Annotated in this window: 18 protein-coding genes and 1 pseudogene; 7 read left to right on the top strand and 12 right to left on the bottom strand. The window is 72.3% G+C overall.

Going from position 1 to position 19,144, the window contains the following annotated elements; genetic code table 11:
• Positions 1-287: pseudogene (locus tag KR546_RS06585) on the bottom strand (hypothetical protein); the annotation flags it as partial.
• 95 nt (positions 288-382) lie between these two features.
• A complete protein-coding gene (locus KR546_RS06580) occupies positions 383-1,075 on the bottom strand; it encodes a TetR/AcrR family transcriptional regulator C-terminal domain-containing protein (protein ID WP_238443909.1) in 693 nt (230 codons plus the stop codon).
• A gap of 173 nt (positions 1,076-1,248) precedes the next feature.
• Between KR546_RS06580 and KR546_RS06575 the strand changes: the two genes are divergently transcribed.
• Together KR546_RS06575 and KR546_RS06570 are read left to right on the top strand one after the other, a co-directional pair.
• A complete protein-coding gene (locus KR546_RS06575; RefSeq protein ID WP_238443908.1) occupies positions 1,249-2,376 on the top strand; it encodes an NAD(P)-dependent alcohol dehydrogenase in 1,128 nt (375 codons plus the stop codon).
• 348 nt (positions 2,377-2,724) lie between these two features.
• Positions 2,725-3,516, top strand: a complete 792-nt coding sequence (locus KR546_RS06570) for a DUF4386 domain-containing protein (RefSeq protein WP_238443907.1) — start codon at positions 2,725-2,727, stop codon at positions 3,514-3,516.
• A gap of 90 nt (positions 3,517-3,606) precedes the next feature.
• On the opposite strand, the gene KR546_RS06565 is transcribed toward KR546_RS06570, so the two are convergent.
• Positions 3,607-3,822 (bottom strand): hypothetical protein, encoded by a 216-nt coding sequence (locus KR546_RS06565; RefSeq protein ID WP_238443906.1) that lies wholly within the window; start codon positions 3,820-3,822, stop codon positions 3,607-3,609.
• Positions 3,823-4,068: 246 nt separating this feature from the next.
• Here KR546_RS06565 and KR546_RS06560 point away from each other — a divergent pair, with 246 nt between their 5' ends.
• The 4 genes from KR546_RS06560 to KR546_RS06545 all read left to right on the top strand — a co-directional run bounded on the left by KR546_RS06560 (position 4,069) and on the right by KR546_RS06545 (position 9,209).
• Positions 4,069-5,286, top strand: coding sequence for a GNAT family N-acetyltransferase (locus KR546_RS06560; RefSeq protein ID WP_238443905.1), 1,218 nt, complete (start codon positions 4,069-4,071; stop codon positions 5,284-5,286).
• A gap of 138 nt (positions 5,287-5,424) precedes the next feature.
• The gene (locus tag KR546_RS06555; protein ID WP_238443904.1) at positions 5,425-6,798 is read left to right on the top strand and encodes an aminotransferase class V-fold PLP-dependent enzyme; all 1,374 of its coding nucleotides are present in this window, start codon (positions 5,425-5,427) and stop codon (positions 6,796-6,798) included.
• Between the two features lie 560 nt (positions 6,799-7,358).
• Positions 7,359-7,895 carry a peptidoglycan recognition protein family protein gene (locus KR546_RS06550; RefSeq protein WP_238443903.1) on the top strand — a complete coding sequence of 179 codons (537 nt, stop codon included), beginning with the start codon at positions 7,359-7,361 and terminating at the stop codon, positions 7,893-7,895.
• Positions 7,896-7,904: 9 nt separating this feature from the next.
• Positions 7,905-9,209 (top strand): S1C family serine protease, encoded by a 1,305-nt coding sequence (locus KR546_RS06545; RefSeq protein ID WP_338019108.1) that lies wholly within the window; start codon positions 7,905-7,907, stop codon positions 9,207-9,209.
• A 22-nt stretch (positions 9,210-9,231) separates the two neighbouring features.
• Here KR546_RS06545 and KR546_RS06540 read toward each other — a convergent pair whose 3' ends face one another.
• The 5 genes from KR546_RS06540 to KR546_RS06520 all read right to left on the bottom strand — a co-directional run bounded on the left by KR546_RS06540 (position 9,232) and on the right by KR546_RS06520 (position 14,719).
• Positions 9,232-9,882, bottom strand: a complete 651-nt coding sequence (locus KR546_RS06540; protein WP_238443901.1) for a response regulator — start codon at positions 9,880-9,882, stop codon at positions 9,232-9,234.
• Positions 9,870-11,696 carry a sensor histidine kinase gene (locus KR546_RS06535; RefSeq protein WP_238443900.1) on the bottom strand — a complete coding sequence of 609 codons (1,827 nt, stop codon included), beginning with the start codon at positions 11,694-11,696 and terminating at the stop codon, positions 9,870-9,872. The genes KR546_RS06540 and KR546_RS06535 overlap by 13 nt, the downstream gene beginning before the upstream one ends.
• A gap of 142 nt (positions 11,697-11,838) precedes the next feature.
• The gene (locus KR546_RS06530; RefSeq protein WP_238443899.1) at positions 11,839-12,663 is read right to left on the bottom strand and encodes an ABC transporter permease; all 825 of its coding nucleotides are present in this window, start codon (positions 12,661-12,663) and stop codon (positions 11,839-11,841) included.
• Positions 12,660-13,673, bottom strand: a complete 1,014-nt coding sequence (locus tag KR546_RS06525) for an ABC transporter ATP-binding protein (protein ID WP_238443898.1) — start codon at positions 13,671-13,673, stop codon at positions 12,660-12,662. Before KR546_RS06525 ends, KR546_RS06530 begins: the two co-directional genes overlap by 4 nt.
• Before the next feature lie 146 nt (positions 13,674-13,819).
• Positions 13,820-14,719, bottom strand: coding sequence for a CPBP family intramembrane glutamic endopeptidase (locus tag KR546_RS06520; protein ID WP_238443897.1), 900 nt, complete (start codon positions 14,717-14,719; stop codon positions 13,820-13,822).
• Positions 14,720-14,960: 241 nt separating this feature from the next.
• Here KR546_RS06520 and KR546_RS06515 point away from each other — a divergent pair, with 241 nt between their 5' ends.
• Entirely contained in the window at positions 14,961-15,782 is an 822-nt protein-coding gene (locus tag KR546_RS06515) for a CPBP family intramembrane glutamic endopeptidase (protein WP_238443896.1), read from the top strand.
• A 142-nt stretch (positions 15,783-15,924) separates the two neighbouring features.
• Here the strand turns inward: KR546_RS06515 and KR546_RS06510 are convergent, their stop codons facing one another.
• From KR546_RS06510 to KR546_RS06495, 4 genes are all read right to left on the bottom strand, one after another.
• Entirely contained in the window at positions 15,925-16,344 is a 420-nt protein-coding gene (locus tag KR546_RS06510) for a PIN domain-containing protein (protein ID WP_238443895.1), read from the bottom strand.
• A 249-nt stretch (positions 16,345-16,593) separates the two neighbouring features.
• Positions 16,594-18,507: an HNH endonuclease signature motif containing protein gene (locus KR546_RS06505; protein WP_238443894.1), complete on the bottom strand. Its 1,914-nt coding sequence runs from the start codon at positions 18,505-18,507 to the stop codon at positions 16,594-16,596.
• Positions 18,508-18,617: 110 nt separating this feature from the next.
• A complete protein-coding gene (locus KR546_RS06500) occupies positions 18,618-18,896 on the bottom strand; it encodes a hypothetical protein (protein WP_238443893.1) in 279 nt (92 codons plus the stop codon).
• Positions 18,889-19,144, bottom strand: a 256-nt coding sequence (locus tag KR546_RS06495; protein WP_238443892.1) for a hypothetical protein, incomplete at its 5' end; no start/stop codon positions are given. The genes KR546_RS06500 and KR546_RS06495, both read right to left, overlap by 8 nt.

The following is a 19,144-nucleotide window of genomic DNA, read 5'->3' as shown; positions in this document are numbered from 1 at the left end:
GGGACGCCCCACTCCCCCGACCGAAGGACGACCATGGCAGGCACCGACACGACCGAGGCCACGGCCGACGAGCGTGTCCCGCTGTCGCGCGAACGGGTGCTGGACGGGGCGGTCGCTGGTCCGGCCCCGGAGTCACCTCCGCCGAGGACGAGCACCAGCACGAGGGCCGCGATCGCGGCCACGCCGAGGGCGATGACCCACCACTGCTGCCACCACGGCGGCTGGGCGGCGACGCCTCCGTCGCCGGCGGCAGGATCGGGCGCAGACGGGTTCCCGGGGTCGGACATGGCAGTCCCCACGTGTCAGGCCCCGTCGCCCCCCACCATAGAGGCAGCCTGGGTCGCCGCTCAAGGGGTTTCCGACGTGAGGGTCCGATCCGCCGTCACGACTCAGCCGTGGCCTCGCGCTCGGCCGCGGCGGCGATGCCGTCCAGCAGGAGGTCGAGCCCGTACGCGAACGACGAGCCGAAGTCGTAGCCGGGCTGCAGGACGTGCTCGGTGGTGAGCTCGGCGAGGTGGGGGTAGTCGGCCATCACCTCGGCCAGCATCCCCTCGGCGAGCTCGGTCAGGTCGGTGTCGGCCTCGGTCACCAGGGTCGCCTCCTGCAGGGCGAAGCCGTAGACGTAGCTGTCGATGATCGCGTAGGCGTGGGCGGTCAGCCCGATCGACAGCCCGCCACGGCGGAAGGTCCCGATGACCGCGTCGTGGTGGCCGAGCGTCTCCGGTCCCGGGGTCGCGCGTGACTCCATCAGCGGCGTGGCCCACGGGTGGCGCCCCAGCACCTCGCGCGCCGACAGGCACCGGACCCGGACGGCCTCCTTCCACCCCAGGTCCTCGGGCGGCGTCGTGATCTGGGCGAAGACCCGGTCGATCATCCCGTCGAGGATCGCGTCCTTGCCGTCGACGTGGTGGTAGATGCTCATCGGCTTGGTGTCGAGCTCGTCGGCCAACTTGCGGATGGTGAACGACATCACCCCGATCCGGTCGGCCAGCGCGACCGCCCCGTCCAGCACCCGTTCGCGCGACAGCGGGACACGCTCGTCGGCCGTGGCCTCGGTCGTGTCGGTGCCTGCCATGGTCGTCCTTCGGTCGGGGGAGTGGGGCGTCCCACGAGGCCCGATCAAGCAGCCTCGGCGCGGCACGTTCACCGGCGCCGCTTGCGCATCGTACTAAGTACGGCTATGCTTCGCTCATCGTTCGTACTTAGTACGACACGCCGGAGCCCAACACCACCCAGGGGAGCGCCACCATGACCAGCCACACCGCCATTCCTTCCGTCCTCGCCGCGACGACCGCCGCAGCCTCCACGGCCGACGCCGCCCGGGACTCGACCGCCGCCGACCGGGCCGCCGCCGACCCGACCGGCGCAGCGCACGACCTCCCCGAGCGCATGACGGCCGTGGTCCGCACCGCGTGGGGCACGATCGACGACGTCGTCGGCGTCAAGGTCGGCCCGACCCCGACTCCCGGCGACGGGCAGGTCGTGCTCGAGGTCGCTGCCGCCGGCATCGAGCGCGGTTCGCTCCACCTGGTCTCCGGCCTTCCCTACCTGATGCGCCTGATGGGCTACGGCATCCGGCGCCCGACCCAGCCCGTGCTGGGCTCGGAGGTCGCCGGCCGCGTCGTGGCGCTCGGTCCCGGCGTGACCCGCCTGTCGCTGGGGGACCGGGTGTTCGGGGTGGCCTCCGGGTCCTTCGCCGAGTACGCCGTCGCCGACGCCGACGAGCTCGCCCACGTCCCCGACGACGTGGCGTCCGACGCCGCCGCACTGGCCGCCATCTCCGGCGCCACCGCCCTGGAGGCCGTCGAGGACCACGGCCGGGTCCGGCCCGGCCACCACGTCCTGGTCCTGGGCGCGTCCGGCGGGGTCGGCAGCGCCGCGGTCCAGCTCGCCAAGGCCGCCGGCGCGACCGTCACCGGCGTGGCCAGCACCGCCAAGCTGGACGCGGTCCGGGCACTCGGCGCCGACCACGTCGTCGACTACACCACCCAGGATCCGCTCGACACCGACGTGCGTTACGACGTGATCCTCGACATCGCCGGCCAGCACCCCACTGCCCGCCTGCGCCGGGTCCTGGCCGACGACGGGACCCTGGTGTTCGTCGGCGGCGAGGGTGGCCAGCGCATCACGGGCGGGGTCGGTCGCGGTGTCCGCGGCATGCTGCTGTCGCCGTTCGTGTCCCACCGCCTGGTCATGTTCATCGGCAGCGAGGACCACGAGCTCCTCGCCCGCGTCGCCACCCACCTCGCCAACGGCTCGCTGGTCCCGGTCGTCGACCGACGCATCGGACTCGACGACGTCCCGGCCGCCATGCACGACCTCGAGGCCGGCCGTGTCACCGGCAAGATCGCCATCGTCATCGACCGGGAGATCTGACCCCCAAGATCCCCGGACGGGCAGGTGGGACGTGCGGCGGCTCGAGCGGGCCGCAGCAAGGACGCCACGCACGGCCCGCCGACGGGTCGTGGTGACGTACTCCCGCCTCGTGCCCTGCACGGCCCCGATCCTCCCGACCACACCCGAGGTCCCTGGGCGAGACACCTGCCGTTCGCGCAGTGGCCGCCGTGGTCGACCCCGGCATCGGCGCTCGGCGACGAGGTCGTCCCGCGAGCCGTTCGCCGCTCGTCGGCGCGGCCAGGACGGGCGCCACCACCGCTGTACCTGCCCACGCACCACTGATCCACAGATCCCATCGCATCCCCTGATCCAGACAGGAGCAATCCCATGACCACCTCGACCCTTCCCACTGCCCGCACCGTCCGTCGAACGGACGACGTCGATGGCGGCCCCGCCACGACCAGTCGTCGCCGCGCCGCCGTGATCGCCGGGGTCGGCTACGTGCTGTTGTTCGCGCTGGCGATCTTCGCCAACTTCGCCGTGTTCGAGACGATGGTCGTGCCGGGTGACCCGGCGACGACCGTCGCCAACATCGCTGCCGACCCGTTGCTGTTCCGGCTCGCGGTGGTCGCCTTCCTGGCCGTGTTCGTGATCGACGTCGTCGTGGCGTGGGCCCTGCACCTCGTGTTCCGCCCGGTCGACGCCGACCGGTCGCTGCTGACGGCGTGGTCCCGGCTGACCTACACGGTCTTCCTGGGCGTGGCGCTGGTGTTCGCCATGCAGGCGCTGGCGCTGGCCGAGGGCGGCGCGGCCGTCGCGGCGCTCGACGACGGTGCCCGTGCGGCCCAGGCGATGCTGGCCCTGCAGGCGTTCGACGTCACCTGGCTGGTCGGACTGGTCGCGTTCGGGCTGCACCTCGTCCTGCTCGGGACCCTCGTGCTGCGTGCCGGTGAGACCTCGCGCCTGCTCGGTTGGCTCCTGGTCGTGGCCGGGGTCGCCTACGCCGTCGACACGGTCGCCCACCTGGTGCTGGCCGACTACGAGGCCGTCGCCGGCGTGATGCTTGCCATCGTCTTCGTGCCGTCCGTCCTGGCCGAGGGCTGGATGGGCCTGTGGCTCCTGCTGCGCGCCGGTCGCGGCACGCCCCCCACCGCGGACCTCGAGCCGGTCATCGCCTGAGCACCGAGCCGTCACGCGAGGGTCCCGACCATCCCGAGGGAGGTCGGGACCTTCGACGTCGCGCCAGCGAACGGGTGCGGCCCGACGTCCTCACTTGCCGAGGAATCCCGACACGGTGTTCTTGAGCTGGTTGACGTCGAGGTCACCCGTGCCGTCCCCGTCGACGAGCTCCTCGAGGCGGCTGCCGATCGGCTCGGGCAGCCGGTCCTTGATGAACCCCGTGGCAGCCTGGGCGGCCTGCATGGCCTGCTCGTCGCTGAGGCCGTCGACCTGTTGCTTGAGCGTCGCCTTGAGGTCGTTGATCACGGTCGGTCCTTCGGTCATGTCGCAGGTGGGTGGCCGCCCACGAGCCTAGGCAGGCCCGGGTGGGCGCCACGTGGTCGGTCGGCCGACCCGACCAGTTCGGACGCTGCCGACCGACGACGTCGCCTGTCCGTCGAACCGGGTCGGACTCGATCGATGGAACGCTGGTGGAGTCGTCGCGCGGGTGGCAGGATGCACCGAGCCCGCGCAGCACGTCGGCGGGGCACACCGAGCACGGAAGGGCGAGGCATGGCGATCCGACCGGCGACCGACGACGACCACGACGCGATCGTGCGGGTCTACCGCGAGGTCGGCTGGCTCGAGGACGGCGAGGCCGCCCACCTCGACCCGTGGCTGGCCGACGCGACCAAGCTGGTGGGGACGGTCGACGACGCGCCCGAGGCCATCGGGACACGCCACGCCGGCCACATCATGGTCGACACCACCGACCTGCCGTTCGCGGCGGTGACGTCGATCGCGGTGGCACCGGTGGGCCGCCGCCGGGGGCTGGCCAGTTCGCTGACGGCCCGCACGGTGGTCGAGGCCGCCGAGGAGGGGTTCGCGCTCGCCCTGCTCGGGATCTTCGACCAGGGGTTCTACGACCGGTTCGGGTTCGGGACCGGCGCGACCACCCTCCTGCACCACTTCGACCCGGCCGCGCTGACCGTCGACCCGCCGACGCGCCAACCGGTGCGTCTGACCGTGGACGACTGGGAGGAGATCCAGGCCGCCACCCGGAGGCGCTGGCGCAGCCACGGCGGCGTGGTGTTCGACGAGCCCGGGTTCGTCCGGGGCGAGCTGGGCTGGGCCAAGCCGTTCATCGCGCTCGGCCTGCGTGACGACGCCGGCGAGCTGACCGACCTGCTGTGGGGCGAGCCCAAGGGCGAGCACGGGCCGTGGAAGGTGTATGCGCTGACCTACCGCGAGCCGTCCGGCCTGCTCGACCTGCTCGGGCTGCTGCGGTTGATGGGTGACCAGGTCCACAGCGTCCAGGTGGCCGAGCCCGCCGAGCTGTCGTTGGAGGACGTGCTCGACCAGCCGTTCCGCCACCGCCGTGCCACCAGCAAGGCCGAGCACGCCGCCCACGTCGAGGCCTTCGCCCACTGGCAGGCCCGGATCCTCGACCTCCCGGCCGTGGTGGCCGCCCGACCCTGGGCCGGGACTCCGGTCCGGTTCGTCGTGGAGGTCGACGACCCGCTGGCGCATCGCGACGACGTGGACTTCGACGACGTGCACGGGACCTGGACGGTCGAGCTGGCGAGTTCGTCGACGGCCACGCGCGGTGCGACCGACGACCTGCCGGTCGTGCGTGCCGGGGTCGGGGCGTTCACCCGCCTGCTGCTGGGCGTGGCACCGGCCTCCGGACTGGCGCTGGTCGACCAACTCGACGGCCCGACGGAGCTGCTGGCCCGGCTCGACCGTGCGCTGGCCACGGCCCGGCCTCCCAATCCCGGCACCTGGTTCTGACCCGCTGCCCGGCGCGGTCGGGACGGCCGCGGGGCCCGTCGGTGGGACCTCGCCGGATGGACGGTCTGCAGGAGTAGGGTGGCTGGCGGGGGGGACGAGCCTCCGCGTTGGCGCGGTGGTGCAGGGATCGGAGTGGTGATGGAGTTGGCGACCGTGGAGGCGCTCGACCTGGCCGGGGCGGACATGGACGTGCCACTGGTCGGGGGTGGCACGGCACGCGCGGTCAACTTCGACTTCGCCGCCAGCAGCCCGGCGCTGGCCGCGGTCGACGACGCGGTCCGGGCCTTCCTGCCCTGGTACTCGAGCGTGCACCGCGGGGCCGGCTACAAGTCGATGGTCTCGACGGCCGCCTACGAGCAGGCGCGGGTCGACGTGGCCCGGTTCGTGGGTGCCCGTGACGACGACGTGGTGGTGTTCACCCGCAACACCACGGACTCGCTGAACGTGCTGTCGGCGGCGCTGCCGGACGACTGCCGGGTGGTGACCTTCCTGGGCGAGCACCACGCCGACCTGCTGCCGTGGCGCCGCCACGAGGTCCAGCACCTGCCGATCCCGCCGGACCCGACCGAGCTGGCAGGGGTGCTCGACGACGCGCTGTCGGCGCTCGGTCCGGGGCCCGCCCTGTTCGCGGTGACGGCCGTCTCCAACGTGACGGGGGAGTGCTGGCCGGTCGCCGAGCTGGCCGCGGTGGCGCGGCGGCATGGCGCGCGGGTCGTGGTCGACGCCGCCCAACTGGCTCCGCACGGACCGGTCGAGTTGGCCGCGTGGGAGGTGGACTGGGTCGCCCTGAGCGGGCACAAGATGTACGCGCCGTACGGGGTCGGGGCGCTGGTCGGACGGCGGGACTGGCTGGAGCAGCGCGAGCCGTTCCTCGCCGGCGGGGGCGCCGTCGCCTTCGTGACCGACGACGACGTGCTGTGGGCCGACGCCCCGGAACGCCAGGAGGCCGGCTCGCCCAACGTGGTCGGGGCGGTCGCCCTCGGCGCGGCCTGCCAGGCGCTGGCGGACCACGGGATGGACCGGGTGCTGGCCCACGAACGCCATCTCGACCGGCGGATGCGCGCCGGACTGGAGACGGTCCCGGGGCTGCGGCGCCACCACGTGTGGGGCGACGACCATCCCCGCATCGCGGTGGCGACGTTCACGCTGCCCGGCATGCACCACAGCCTGGTGGCTGCGATCCTCAGCGCCGAGTACGGCATCGCCGTCCGGGACGGGTGCTTCTGCGCCCACCCGCTGATGGTCCGCCTGATGGACGTCGATCCAGCCGACGTCCCACGCATCAGCGCGGAGGTCGCCGCCGGCAACCACGCCAACGTCCCGGGGGCGACCCGGGCCAGCGCCGGCCTGACCACCACCGACGACGACGTGGACCGCCTGGTCGACGCACTTGGCCGGATCGCCCTCGACGGGCCGACGTGGACCTACGACCAGGACCCGGTCACCGGCAACTGGTCCCCGTGCCCGGACGACCGCCCACTCCCGGACCTCGGATGCCTGCCACCGACGTGATCCGTGGCCCCGGAGCCCGTCTCGCTCGTCCTCCTGGGTCGCAGCGCCGTCGTCGGCCGGCGAGCGTGGACACCTCACAGGAGCTCGGCTCGGACTCAGGCTGAGGTCACGTCAGTGGTGGCAAGCAGCACCTCGCCTCCCAGATCCTGTGCCCGGGTCTCCGACAGGTTCTCGCCTGCAACGTTCGGCCGCTCGTGTTCGATTGCCGTACGTGACCATGTTTCAGTGACTATCGTGCCTCGCGAACGGTTGGGGCCACGCACATGATCCAGCGAAGGGCGTTCATCCAGGGCATCGGGGCGGCGGTGGCCTTGGCCGCCTGCGGCCGCGGAGCACCCGCTGAACCCGAGGCCGGATGGACGTCTCTCTCGCCATCGGCGGGCTCGGGTGGATCGAGCGATCCGATGCTCGAGTCCGTGGCGCCTTCCAGACCCTCCGTCGCAGCACCTTCCGAGGCCAGATCGGGTCTTGGAAGGTCACCCGTACCGTCGCCGGCCGCGACCCCGACGATCCGTCCGCCACAGCCGGTCGAGTTCGTTTGTCGCAGGGACTGGGGCGCGATGAGCGTCGGCGTGGGTGCCGAACAACAGCAGGTCACCGGCGTGATGGTCCACCACTCCGCCGTTGCCTCCAACGAGGGCGAGGACGAGGCCGAACGACTGCAGGGTTACCAGCGGTATCACCAGGAGCAAGGGTGGCCGGACATCGCCTACCACGTGGGCGTCGGTCGCTCGGGACGTCTCTACGAACTGCGAGACCCGGCGCTGGTGGGCGACACCTTCACCGAGTACGACCCGGCCGGATGGTTCCTCGTACTGGTGGACGGCCATTTCGACGAACAGGCTCCACCCGACGCGCAACTGGACGGCCTCGTCGAGGTGCTGGCGTGGGCATCGGCGCGATTCGCCGTGCCGCTCGACGACCTGGCCAGTCACCGCGATGTGGCTGCGACGACCTGTCCCGGCGAGCGTCTCTTCCGGAGGCTTCCCGACATCGGGGCGGAAGCGTCTCGTCTGGCCGCCAGCGGTGGCGTCCAACTCGAGCCGACCTGTCCCTCGGACGACCTCGCCGATGCATGGCGACCCGAAGAGACCTGAGGAATCGAGATGAGCTACTGCACGACGTGTGGGGCGCGACTCACGGGGACGGCGTACTGCGGCAACTGCGGCGCCGCGACGAGCGCGGGCATGTCAGTTGGCGGGCCGCCACCACCGCCGGACCCGGAGCGCAGCAAGGCGGGTGCGGCCCTGGGCTGGACGGCAGCGGCAGTCGTTCTCGTCGCAGCGGCAATCGCGGCGTGGTGGCTGCTGCCGATCGGGGGAGAAGGCGACCTCGTCGCCGAGGTGACCCCATCGCCGACCGCCCCGTCCACGCCGTCACCGACTCCCAGACCGTCACCGAGTCCGTCGCCGAGTCCCAGCCCCACGCCGTCCCCCAGCCCAGTCACTGGGCCAGCGTCCTGGTCGGAGACCTTTGCCGCCGTCCAGTCCGGTGTCGTACGGTTCAACGTCGAACTGTGTGACGGGTACTTCAGTACCGGAAGTGGGTTCCTCGTGGACGAGTCCCACGTGGTCACGGCGGCCCACGTCGTCTACGGAGCAGTCGACATCGAGGTGGCGTCGGGAAGTTCGTCGGTGTCCGGCGAAGTTATCGGGATCGACGAAGCCAATGACCTGGCGTTGGTCGAGTTGGGCTCGTCCTTGTCCGGTCACGCATTCACATTCGACACCGAGCCGATGGTCATCGGCGAGGAGGTGGCAGCGGCCGGCTACCCGTTGAGCGGCGAGTTGAGCCTGACCCGTGGGAGTGTCACAGCAGTGGACCTCGCCGTTCCCGTCGATGCAGGCGAGGTCGCCGGGGTGGTGCGGACGGACGCGGCGGTCAATCCCGGCAACTCCGGCGGTCCGCTGCTGCGAGAGGATGGGACCGTGGCGGGCGTCGTGTTCGCCAAGGGGGTCGACGTGTCCGTCGAGGGGATCGGGTATGCGCTGTCGGCCGAGATCGCCGCGCCCAAGATCAGGGCGTGGTCGCAGTCCGGTCAGGCCGTCGACATGTCGTGTCCGGAGATCGTGGCTGCGCCAGAGGGTGAGGGTGGACCTGACGATGACCAGGAGTTCCTTCCCCCGGGCGAGAACTGGTTCGGGATGCCGGTGCCGACCTGGATCGTCGTGCTGGAGTCACTCGAGGTGGACCAGTACACGTGGGACGAAGCCTTCGAGCGTTCGTTCGACTACGACGGTGCCCTGGGGGTCGTCACGGACGTCTTCCTGTCGGACGACTACGGCTCGCTCAATCCGGGCTATTGGGTGATCGCGGTGTCGTCCTTCGACGATGAGGAGGACGCCGCCGCCTATTGCCGCTCGATCCAGGACGTCGTCGAGAATTGCTATCAGCGCTTCCTGGACTACTGAGGCCGTTGTCGACCTGCGCCGGTCAGGACGCGCCGCGGAGGTAGAGCAAGACGGCAAGCACCCGCTTGGAGTCGCCGCCCTCGCTCGGCAGGTCCAGCTTGGCAAAGATGCTCGACACGTACTTCTCGACGGCGCGCAGCGTGATCACCAACTGGTCGGCGATGCCCTGGTTCGAGCGTCCCTCGGCCATCAGCGCGATCACCTCGCGCTCCCGTGGCGTCAGCCGCGCCAGCGGGTCGCGGCCACGCCGACGACCGATCAGTGCCGACACGATCTTGGGGTCGATCGCCGAGCCACCACTGGCCACCCGTTCGACGGCGTCGACGAAGTCACCGACGGCGCTGATGCGGTCCTTGAGCAGGTAGCCGACGTGGTCGGCGGCGTCCTCCAGCAGCCGCATGGCCAGCCCCACCTCGACGTACTGCGACAGGACCAGCACGCCGACGTCGGGATGGTTGGACCGGATGTCCAGGGCAGCACGGATGCCCTCGTCGGTGTGGGTCGGGGGCAGCCGGATGTCGAGCACGACCACGTCCGGGACGGTGTCGGCCATGCGGGCCAGCACCACGCGGGCGTCGTCGCTGGCCACCAGCACCTCGATGCCGGCATCGGTCAGCAACCGCGCGACGCCCTCGCGGAGCAGGACGCTGTCCTCGGCGATCATGGCGCGCACGGCAGCTCCACTCGGACGGTGGTCCCGACGCCGGCCGGACTGGTCACGTGCAGGGTCCCGCCGATGGCCTCGACCCGGTCCGCCAGTCCCCGCAGCCCGCTGCCGTCGTGACCGGTGACCCCGCCGACCCCGTCGTCGGACACCTCCACGACCAGCGTGCTGTCGACCTGGTCCAGCCGGACCGTCACCGCCGACGCGTGCGCGTGCTTCATCACGTTGGTGAGGCACTCGCTGACGACGTAGTGGGTGGCCAGCTCGACCGGCGCCGGCAGCCGGCGGTCGGGACTGCCCTCGACCACGACGGGCACGGTGGAGTCGGTCGCCAGGGACTCCAGGGCGACCGCCAGCCCGTGGTCGGCCAGCGTCGCCGGGTAGATGCCGTGCGCCAGCGCGCGCAACTCGTCGAGGCTCGTCTGCACGGTGTCGCGTGCGCTGTCGAGCCGCATCACGAGGTCGGTGGTCTCCGCGACGGGCGGACGCGGCGAGGCGGTGGACGGACCGTCGACGCCGGCGGCGACGTCGCGACGGAGGCGTCCGAGCTCGAGCGAGAGCGCGACCAGGCGTTGCTGGGCACCGTCGTGGAGGTCCCGCTCGAGTCGACGACGTTCTCCCTCCTCGGCCTGCAGGATCCGCTCGCGCGACCCGCGGACCTCCTCGATCCGGGCGCGCAGCTCGACGTGGAGACGGGCGTTCTCGACCGTCAGGCCCACGACCGACGCCACCGCGGCGAGCAGTTCGGGCTCGTCGTCCAGGGTCGGGTCGTGCAGCACGACCGCGACCGTGGCGCCGCCGTGCCGGACCGGCGTGGCGGTGCGGCCGGGCACGGGAGCGAGGTCGACCTGGCGGCCGTCGATGTCGGCCCACGAGTCGTACTCGGGCACCCAGTAGGCCACGGTCGCGGACGGGTCGCGCAGGGCTCGGGCCACGGCGACCTGGACCTCGGCCGGCCGGGGGCGCTGCCCGAGTTCGGCGACCAGCCCCTCGACCGAGGCCCGCCCGAGCCGGGCGTGCAGCAGACCGGCGAGGAACACGATCGGGGCGGACCCGATGATCGCGAACGCCACGAGCCGGATCGTGTCGCCGGCCGTGTTCCAGTCCAGCACGCCCATGAGCAACAGGACGGCGATCATCACGAGCCCGAGCGAGGCGGCCTGGACCAGCAGGTCCACCGCGCGACGCACCGACGGCCCGTCCCGGTGCCGGCGCCAGGCGAGCAGGACGACGCCGGCCAGCAGGAGGGCGCTCAGGCCGAGCAGCTCGACGTCCAGCAGGGTCGTGGCGGCCGCCGGGAGGTCCCGCACCGCCAGCACGTTGCGTGGGGCCTCGAAGCCAAGCAGCAGGTCCGGGATCGTGAGCGCCGCGAGGGCGTAGGCCGCGACCACGACGACCCGGCTGGCGCGGGTCGTGAGCCGGCCCGACGGGAACGCAAGGAACAGGTGCAGGAGCAGGACCGGCGGGAGGAACTGGACGGCCAGGCCGAACGTGAACAGGAGGTCGCTGCGGGCCCAGACGAGGAAGTTGGCGAAGGTCGCGAAGCCCGTGGCGAGCATCAGCACGCCCAGCCGGCTGTCGGGCCTGCGGCGCCACGACACGAGGCCGGACACGACGTAGGGCACGCTCACCCAGCAGGCCAGGACGACGCTCGCCGCGCCGGGCCCCTCGGGACTGGTCAGGCCGACCAGTACCACGGCGGCCGTGGCGAGCACGCCTGCCACGGCGACGGCGACCTGGGGCAGCACACCGGGCCCGGTGACGGTCGGGGGCTCGGCAACGGCTGGCGGGGCCACCCCGATGGGTGGCAAGGACGTGGTCATGCGCGCGCTCCCGTCTGGCCGAGGCCCCCACGGGCCCGGGCCGGGGCGCTGGGTCGAGTATCGCACAGTCGCGGCCCCGACCGCACCCGGGGATCCTCCGGGCGCGATCGAGGACGGGATTGGCGGTGACGGCACGGCAGGATCAGAACTCCTCGCGCCGGAACCGGCGCCACGCGAGGACGAGCAGGAGCACGGTCCAGGTGCTGGTGGCCACGATCGGGGTGGCCCGGCTGACCTCCATCGTGGTGCCGAGCGCCAGGGACGCGCCGACGTCGCCGAGCAGCCACGGGGTCATCACCACCAGGGTCGGTGGCAACATGCCCTTGAGCAGCAGGCCGGCCAGGACGAGCCCGACCCCGACGCCGGCGACCGGTCCGCGGCCCCGGAAGACCGTCCCGAGCGCGAGGGTGAGGACCAGGTAGAACACGACGGCCAGGCCGGCGACGGCGACGCCGAGCGCGAACCGTCCGGTCGCCATCGGCGCGACGACCACTTGGCCGACGGTGACGGCGAACACGATCGCCGGGATCGCCAGGGCCAGCAGCCCGAACCCGGTGAGGTGGGCGGTGAGCTTGGCGGCCAGGAACGAGGTCCGCGAGGCGGGCTTGGACAGGACCCAGGCGGCGGTCCCCAGTTCGCGCTCACCGATGATCGCGCCCTGGGTGGTCAGCACCACCCCGATCGCGACGAGGGCCGCCGCGACCTGCAGGAAGGTCAGCACGGCCTCGGCGAGCACGTCGCCCGCCGGCATCGACGGGTCGAGCATGACCGCGGTCGTGATCCCGTTGAGGATGAGCACCCACAACACGAGCTGGACGGCCCACAACCTGGTGCCGAACCACTGGCCGAGTTCCTTGCGGACCAGGTTGGCGAGGCCGGCGGGGGCTCGTCCGGGCACGACCGGGACGAGGTCGGGCACGGGCGTGGTGGTCGTGGCGGGGACGTCGGGACGGGTGAGGGTGCTCATGATCGGTCTCCTTCCACGAGCTGGAGGAACACGTCCTCGAGGTCGAACTGCCTCGGGGCGAAGCGGACGACGGTGGCGCCGGCCGCCAGGACGGTGGGCAGGAGGTCCTGCTCGGCCGCCTCGTCGTCGTCGGAGACGGTGACGGCCAGGGCGGTGGCGACGGGTCCGGGGGTCACCGCCACGTCGTGGACCCAGGGGCGCTGGCGCAGGGCCCGTGCTGACGGCTGCCCGTCACCGCGGACCTCGACGTCGAAGGTGGTGGTGCTGCCGTGGAGCAGGTCGGCCGTGGCTGCGCTGGTGACGAGGCGACCGTGGTCGAGGATCGCGACGTGGTCGCTGACCCGCTGGACGTCGTCGAGGATGTGGGTCGAGTAGAAGATCGTGGTCCGGTCGCGCAGGCGCTCCATCACCTCCAGGACGTCGCGGCGTCCGAGCGGGTCGAGCGCGGCGGCCGGCTCGTCCAGGATCAGCAGGTCCGGATGGTTGACCTGGGCCTGGGCGATCCCGAGCCGCTGGCGCTCGCCACCCGAGAAGCCCCGGGTCGGCCGGTCGGCCTTGTCGGCCAGGCCGACGAGTTCCAGGGTCTCGTCGATCCGGGCACGGACGGCGGCGGTGGGGCCGCGGTAGAAGAACCGGGCGGTGAACGCCAGCACCTCCCGCGCGGTGAGGTGGTCGTAGAAGCGCGGCTCCTGGGCGAGGTAGCCGACCCGGGCACGGATGGCGAGGCTGTCGGTGACGCTGTCGAGCCCGAACAGCTGGGCCCGCCCGGACGTGGGGCGCGCCAGTCCGAGGAGGAGCTTGATCGCCGTCGTCTTGCCGGCGCCGTTGGGCCCGAGGAACCCGAAGATCGCGTGCGTCGGGACCTCGAGGTCGAGGTGGTCCAGCGCGACGACGTCGTCGTAGCGCTTGCCCATGGCGGTGGTCCGGATCGCCGGCGGGCCGGCGGTCGGGTCGGCGCTCGGGGGTGCCCGGCGGGCGTCGGTCGGGACCTGCAGGATGGGGGTTCGCATGGGTGACCTCGCTTGGTCTGCTCGTCAGTGGCCACGGTGGCGCAGGACGTGCCGGGCACCCAGCCCGCGCGCCCCCCGATCCCGGTTCGGGTTTCTCCCCGATGCCGGGTGCCCGGGACCCGTCGATGTCTCCCCGAGGCGGTCGGTCAGCGGTCGATGGCGCCGGCTGGACCGGCCACGGGGACGTCCTCCGCCGGGACGTGCGACGTGTCGAGTTCGTACGGGGGCGGCTGCTCCGCGTGCGGGCCGTGGTCCGGGTCCGCGGGCCGTTGGGTCCACCACCTCGCCCGCAGGCCGACCACGACCGCCGCGATGGCCGAGGCCACGACGATCAGCGCCCAGTACATCCGGGTGCGGTCGCCACCCGCGAACAGCTCGATCGCGACGCCGGCGGACGCGTTGATGGCGGCGTGCATCAGGAAGGCGATCAGCACGCTGCCACGCGTGCGCAGGAACACGGCCGTGAACAAGATCGAGATGACGACCACCAGCAGGCCGTCGACCCAGGGGACGTCACCGGACGCGAACATCGGGACGTGCCACAGCGCCCAGAAGACCCCCAGGCCCAGGCTGGCCAGCAGTGGTGACGTCCGCCGCAGCAACCGGGGCAGGGCGTAGCCCCGCCAGCCGAGCTCCTCCCAGGGTCCGGCGAACACCCCGAAGACCTGCAGTGCGAACAGCCGGCCCAGCTCCGGGAGGTCGAACAGGCTGCTCCCGGGCTGGATCTCGCCGCCGAACGCGACGAGGAGCCCCACGGCGGCGGCCACGGCGACGACCGGGCCCAGCAGGGCGACGACGTACCAGCGGACGCCGACCCGCCAGATGGTGGTCGTGGCCAGCAGCGACCGCACGCCGGCCCGCCCGTCGAGGACGGCCGCGACGACCAGCGCGGCCAGCGACGGCCCGGGCGGCAGCAGCCCGAACGGCCAGGAGATGACCAACGTCACGACCGCGAACGCCGTGAGTGGCCACCGGGCCACGACGTCGTGGAGCGACTGGACGAGGGGGTGATGGGACCCGGGCGCTGGTTGTGTCTGCGTGGCCATGGTGTTCCCGACGGTCGCGAATGGGCGTGCCGCGAGCGTGACCTGGTCGCCGCCGTGCAGGTAGCCGGGAAACCCGTCGGTGTTGCGACCGGGTTTCTGGTGGTTGCCGACCGGTCGAGGTGTTCGGCGACGACGTCGGCAAGAAACCCGGCCCCGGGTCGACCGGTCGGCTCCATGGCTGCGGCCGCCGGCCGGGCAGACGATGGTCCCCGTCGATTCCACGCTTCCGAAGGGGACTTCCATGGGCACTGCCAACTCCACCGGGCTCCGGCCCCCCGCCACGCTCCGCCACACCACCCTGGGGCGGACCCGTGCACTGATGCAGGCCAGGCCGCTGCTGGTGTTCGCGGTCCTGGCCTGCGCGCTGTCCTGGTGGACCGTGCCGTTCACCGGGTTCCCGCTGGGCTCCGGTGTCACGGTCGCGGCCGTCGTCATGCTGGCCATCGTCGAGGGCCGATCGGGCGTGGTCGACCTGTTCCGACGCGTCGTGCAGTGGAAGGTCGGCTGGAAGTGGTTCGCGGCCGCCCTGGGCGTGCCGATCATCGCCACCGGCATCTCGGGACTGCTGGCCGTCGCCTTCGGCGCGGCGGTGCCGGACGCCACGGCCCTGGCCACATGGGGCGAGATCCCCGTCACGATCCTGTTCCTCCTCGTCGTGCCGGTGTTCGGTCCGTGGGAGGAGCCGGGCTTCCGCGGTTGGGCGCTGTCGACCGCCGGTCGGCGATGGTCGTTGTGGCGGGCCGGCCTGCTGGTCGGCGTGATCCAGCTGCTGTGGCACCTCCCGCTGTTCCTGACCGGCGACATCTTGTCGACCGACGTCATCCTGATCCTGGCCGCGTCCTTCGTGTTCGCCTGGCTCGTCGACGGCACCGGCGGGAGCGTGCTGGTGGCGATGGTGATGCACGCGACCAACAATGCCGTGTCGGGCGAGTACGCCTCGACGCTGTTCACGGGACAGGACGCCGAACTGCTCGGCTGGATCCGCGCCGGCGTGTGGTGCCTGATCGCCCTGGCGATCGTGGTCCTGTCGCGCCGACGTCGCGAGGCCGTGTCACGGTCGTGACCCGGCCCCGGGCGACCAGGCGCCGCTCGCCGAGGTCATCGATCCCTGGGCGGGCAGGAGCCAGCCAACGCCCGCCCGCCGCTCGGCGCGACGAAGGAAGACGATCCCCGTGGTCGTCAGGCCGTGCAACGAGGGGTGTCGGTCATCCAGTCCCGGCGAACGGGTCCCCGACGACGACTCCGTCGTGGGACTGTCCGTCGTCGAGATCCTCGGTCAACAGGATCTCGCAACCGCCGGTGCGCGCCGCTTCGACGACCAGTGCGTCGCACAGTGACAGTCGGTCGGCCCGTGCCCGAGCGATGCCAGCCTGGGTCAGGACGGCATCGACGGGGACGACTTCGAACGCGGTCGACACGTCGGTCACGACGTCGGCGGCGACGTCGTCGTCGAGGGTGTGCTCGAGCGTTCGTGTCACGGTGACCCAGAACTCGTTCAGGACCTGGGCGCTCACCACGAACTCGTGGTCGGGTGACTCGAGGAGGGCCAGGGCGGCGGCTCGCTTGTCGACCTCGCCGACGTCGAAGGCGTCGACGAGCACGTTGGTGTCAGCGAAGGCGCGCACGATCGTGCAGCTCCTCACGGCTCCAGGCTCGGCCGTCGCGGCCCGACGACGCGGTGGACCGCCGCGCACGCTGCAGCGACGCGGTCGAGGGCCGCCCGGCGACTGCCCTCCCCGGCACAGCTCGTCAGGTAGTCCCGGACGACGGCGTTCACCGACGGAGTTCTCACTGTGCAGTTCTCAAGGAGCGAGATGACGGGGCGGCGGTGTCCGGAATCACGTGGCCTTCGGGGCCCCCGGATCACCCCGGGGTCAGGATCGTGGGATCCCACCGGCGCCGCCGCCGGAGAGGAGGTCCAGGCGAGGTTGCGTGGGGGAGGAGTGCCGGGTCGAGCCATCGGTGGTGGGGTCAGCCGATGGGCCATCAGTGGTGCCGCGGGGAGGGTCATGGGCGGAGGGGTCCCTCGCCGAGCCATCGGTCGGCGGCGGCCGTGGGGAGATCGGGGCAGGGGCGGTCGACTCGATCGGGACGGTCGAGGATCGGGCGCGGGCTTCACCCGGCGGGCCGGTCGGGTCGCCTCGAGGATCGTCATCGGGCCGCATCGCGTGGTCTTCGACCGGGGGACTGCTCCCGCTGGGTAAAGCGTCCGGTCGGGCTCCGACTCGGTGGGGTCGGGTGACCAAGGTGGCCCCGGTCGGGGAGTGCCAGGTCGCGAGCGCAGAGGCGGGGTCGAAGTCGATCGTCCAGCCGTGGTCGTGGACGAGGCGGTGACAGCGGTGGCACAGCGCGAGACCGTTGTCGACCGCGGTCGGGCCGTCGTGGCGCCACCACTGAAGGTGGTGGACCTGGGTCCAGGCGATCGGCAGGCTGCAGTTGGGGCCGCGACATCCGCGGTCGCGGGCGTTGACGGCGCGACGCTGGGGACCGGACCAGTTGCGGGTGGCCCGACCGACGTCGAGGACCTGCGAGTCACCAGCCATGACGATGCGGGAGACCGCGGCGTCGCAGAAGGTCCGGCGCACGGCCTGCGGCGACAGCTTGCCACCCCAGGGCAGCTCACCGGCGGGCAGGTCGGCCCACCGAGGATCGTCCTCGGCGGGTGCGGCGGCGTGGTGGTCCGGGTCGGCGGCGTCGGGGTCGGCCAGGCCGGCGCTGACGGTGTCGGCGTGGACGATCACTGACAGGTGCGGACGCGTGACCCCACCCGTGCCGGGCGCGAGGCCGCGGTCGAGCACGGCGCCGGTCATGGCGGCGAGCGCGTCGGCCAGGCGCTGACCGGGTCGACGTCGCTGCTCGTGCGGCGTGCCGTCGGGATCCGCCTCCTCGAAGGCGTCGAGGGCAGTGCGAAAGCTCTGGCCGAGCTCATCGGGCAACTGGCCGTGGAGTTGCCACAGGCCGGTGTCCTCGCGCCACAGTCGCACGTCGCGGACGGCGTGCTGGCGCGTCTCGTCGCGCAACATGGCGGCGGCATCGACGGCCTGCTGTCGGTCGCGGATGTCGGCCCGCAGCGCCTCGGGTGACGACGCGGTGGCCACCGGGGCGAGCCGCGCGTCGACGTCGCCGGGCGAGCCCAGCCGACCGTCACGTGCCGCTCGGGCGATGGCGTCCGCCGACTCGTCGGTGATCCGGCCGTTCGCGAGCGCGTCGCGCGTGGCGGGGAGGTCGGCGAGGTCGGTGGCCAGCCGGGCGACGCGGGCGGCGTCGCGCCCGGACCGACCGGTGTTGGCCCTGACCCACTCGGCGGTCGACGACGCACCGTCGGCCTCGACCCCGCCCGCGCGGCGCAGCACGTCGACCGCCTCCGCGGTGGCAGCGTCCGCCAGGCCGGTCAGGCGTCGCAGGACCTGGACACGTCCCCGTGCCGCGGCGGCGGTGGATGGTGCGCGGGTGCCGTCGAGCAGGCGCGCCAACCGGTCCACCAGGGCACGGATCTCGGCCTCGACGTCGTGCCCGGTCCCGTCCCCGGCCCCCGCCACGACGACATCGCGGCGCGCAGTGTCGTCCCGCGTGGCCTCCTCGCAGGCCGGAACAGTGACACCGCGGCCCGATGCGTCGTCGACCGTCGCGTCCCGGCGGTCCGGGGCCACGACAGCGCGGCCCGCTGCGGCGTCACCGCCCACCACCTCCATGCCGTCGTCCAGCACGCCCGCGCGACCCGGGGCGGTCACGGTGTGACCGTCGGGTCGGGGCGGTCCGGAGACCGGGGTGTCGAGCGTGGCGGACATGTGACGTGACCTGTGTCTGTCGCCCCCGACGGACCTTCAGGACTCGTGGTGATGGTGGATTGTGGTGAAGTATCGCAAGAATAACGAACACACGTTCGAACAACAATGGTTCATTCGGGCCAGATCCGGGATGGTGGCGAAGGTGGTGCGTCACGTTCCCGCCGGTCAGGCCTGGGCGGTCGCACGGGTTGTTCGACGAACCGGACGCCGGTGGCCGCGGCGAGCGCCCGGAAGCCCTCCATGTGGGCCTCGAGGTCGTCGACGTCGACCCGGAAGCCACCGCCACCGTCCTCGCGTCGCCACCATTCGGCATCACGGAGCAGTGGGAGGAGCCACGGGTACGCGGCGAACACGCGGTCCAGCTCGTCCAGGTCGAAGCCGTCAGCCACGATCCCATCCTCCGTTCGTGGGGATCGGGGTCAGGCGTGTGAAGACGGAGGCTTCCACGGGTGGTGCCGGCCAGTTGGGGCGGTACGGCGCGTCGAGGCGTTCGTCCAGGCGCGACAGGGTGCGGCTGCCTCGGTACACCGGGGGCCACAGGTACTCGAGGGTGACCTCGACGTGGAAGTACCGGTCCAGGCTCGATGCCTCCACGTGCAGGCGGTCGTCGTCGGCGAACCACAGCAGCGCCCGGAGC

Source organism: Salsipaludibacter albus (assembly GCF_019798055.1).
Taxonomy (GTDB): domain Bacteria; phylum Actinomycetota; class Nitriliruptoria; order Nitriliruptorales; family Nitriliruptoraceae; genus Salsipaludibacter; species Salsipaludibacter albus.
This window is presented reverse-complemented; position numbering and strand designations above follow the sequence as displayed.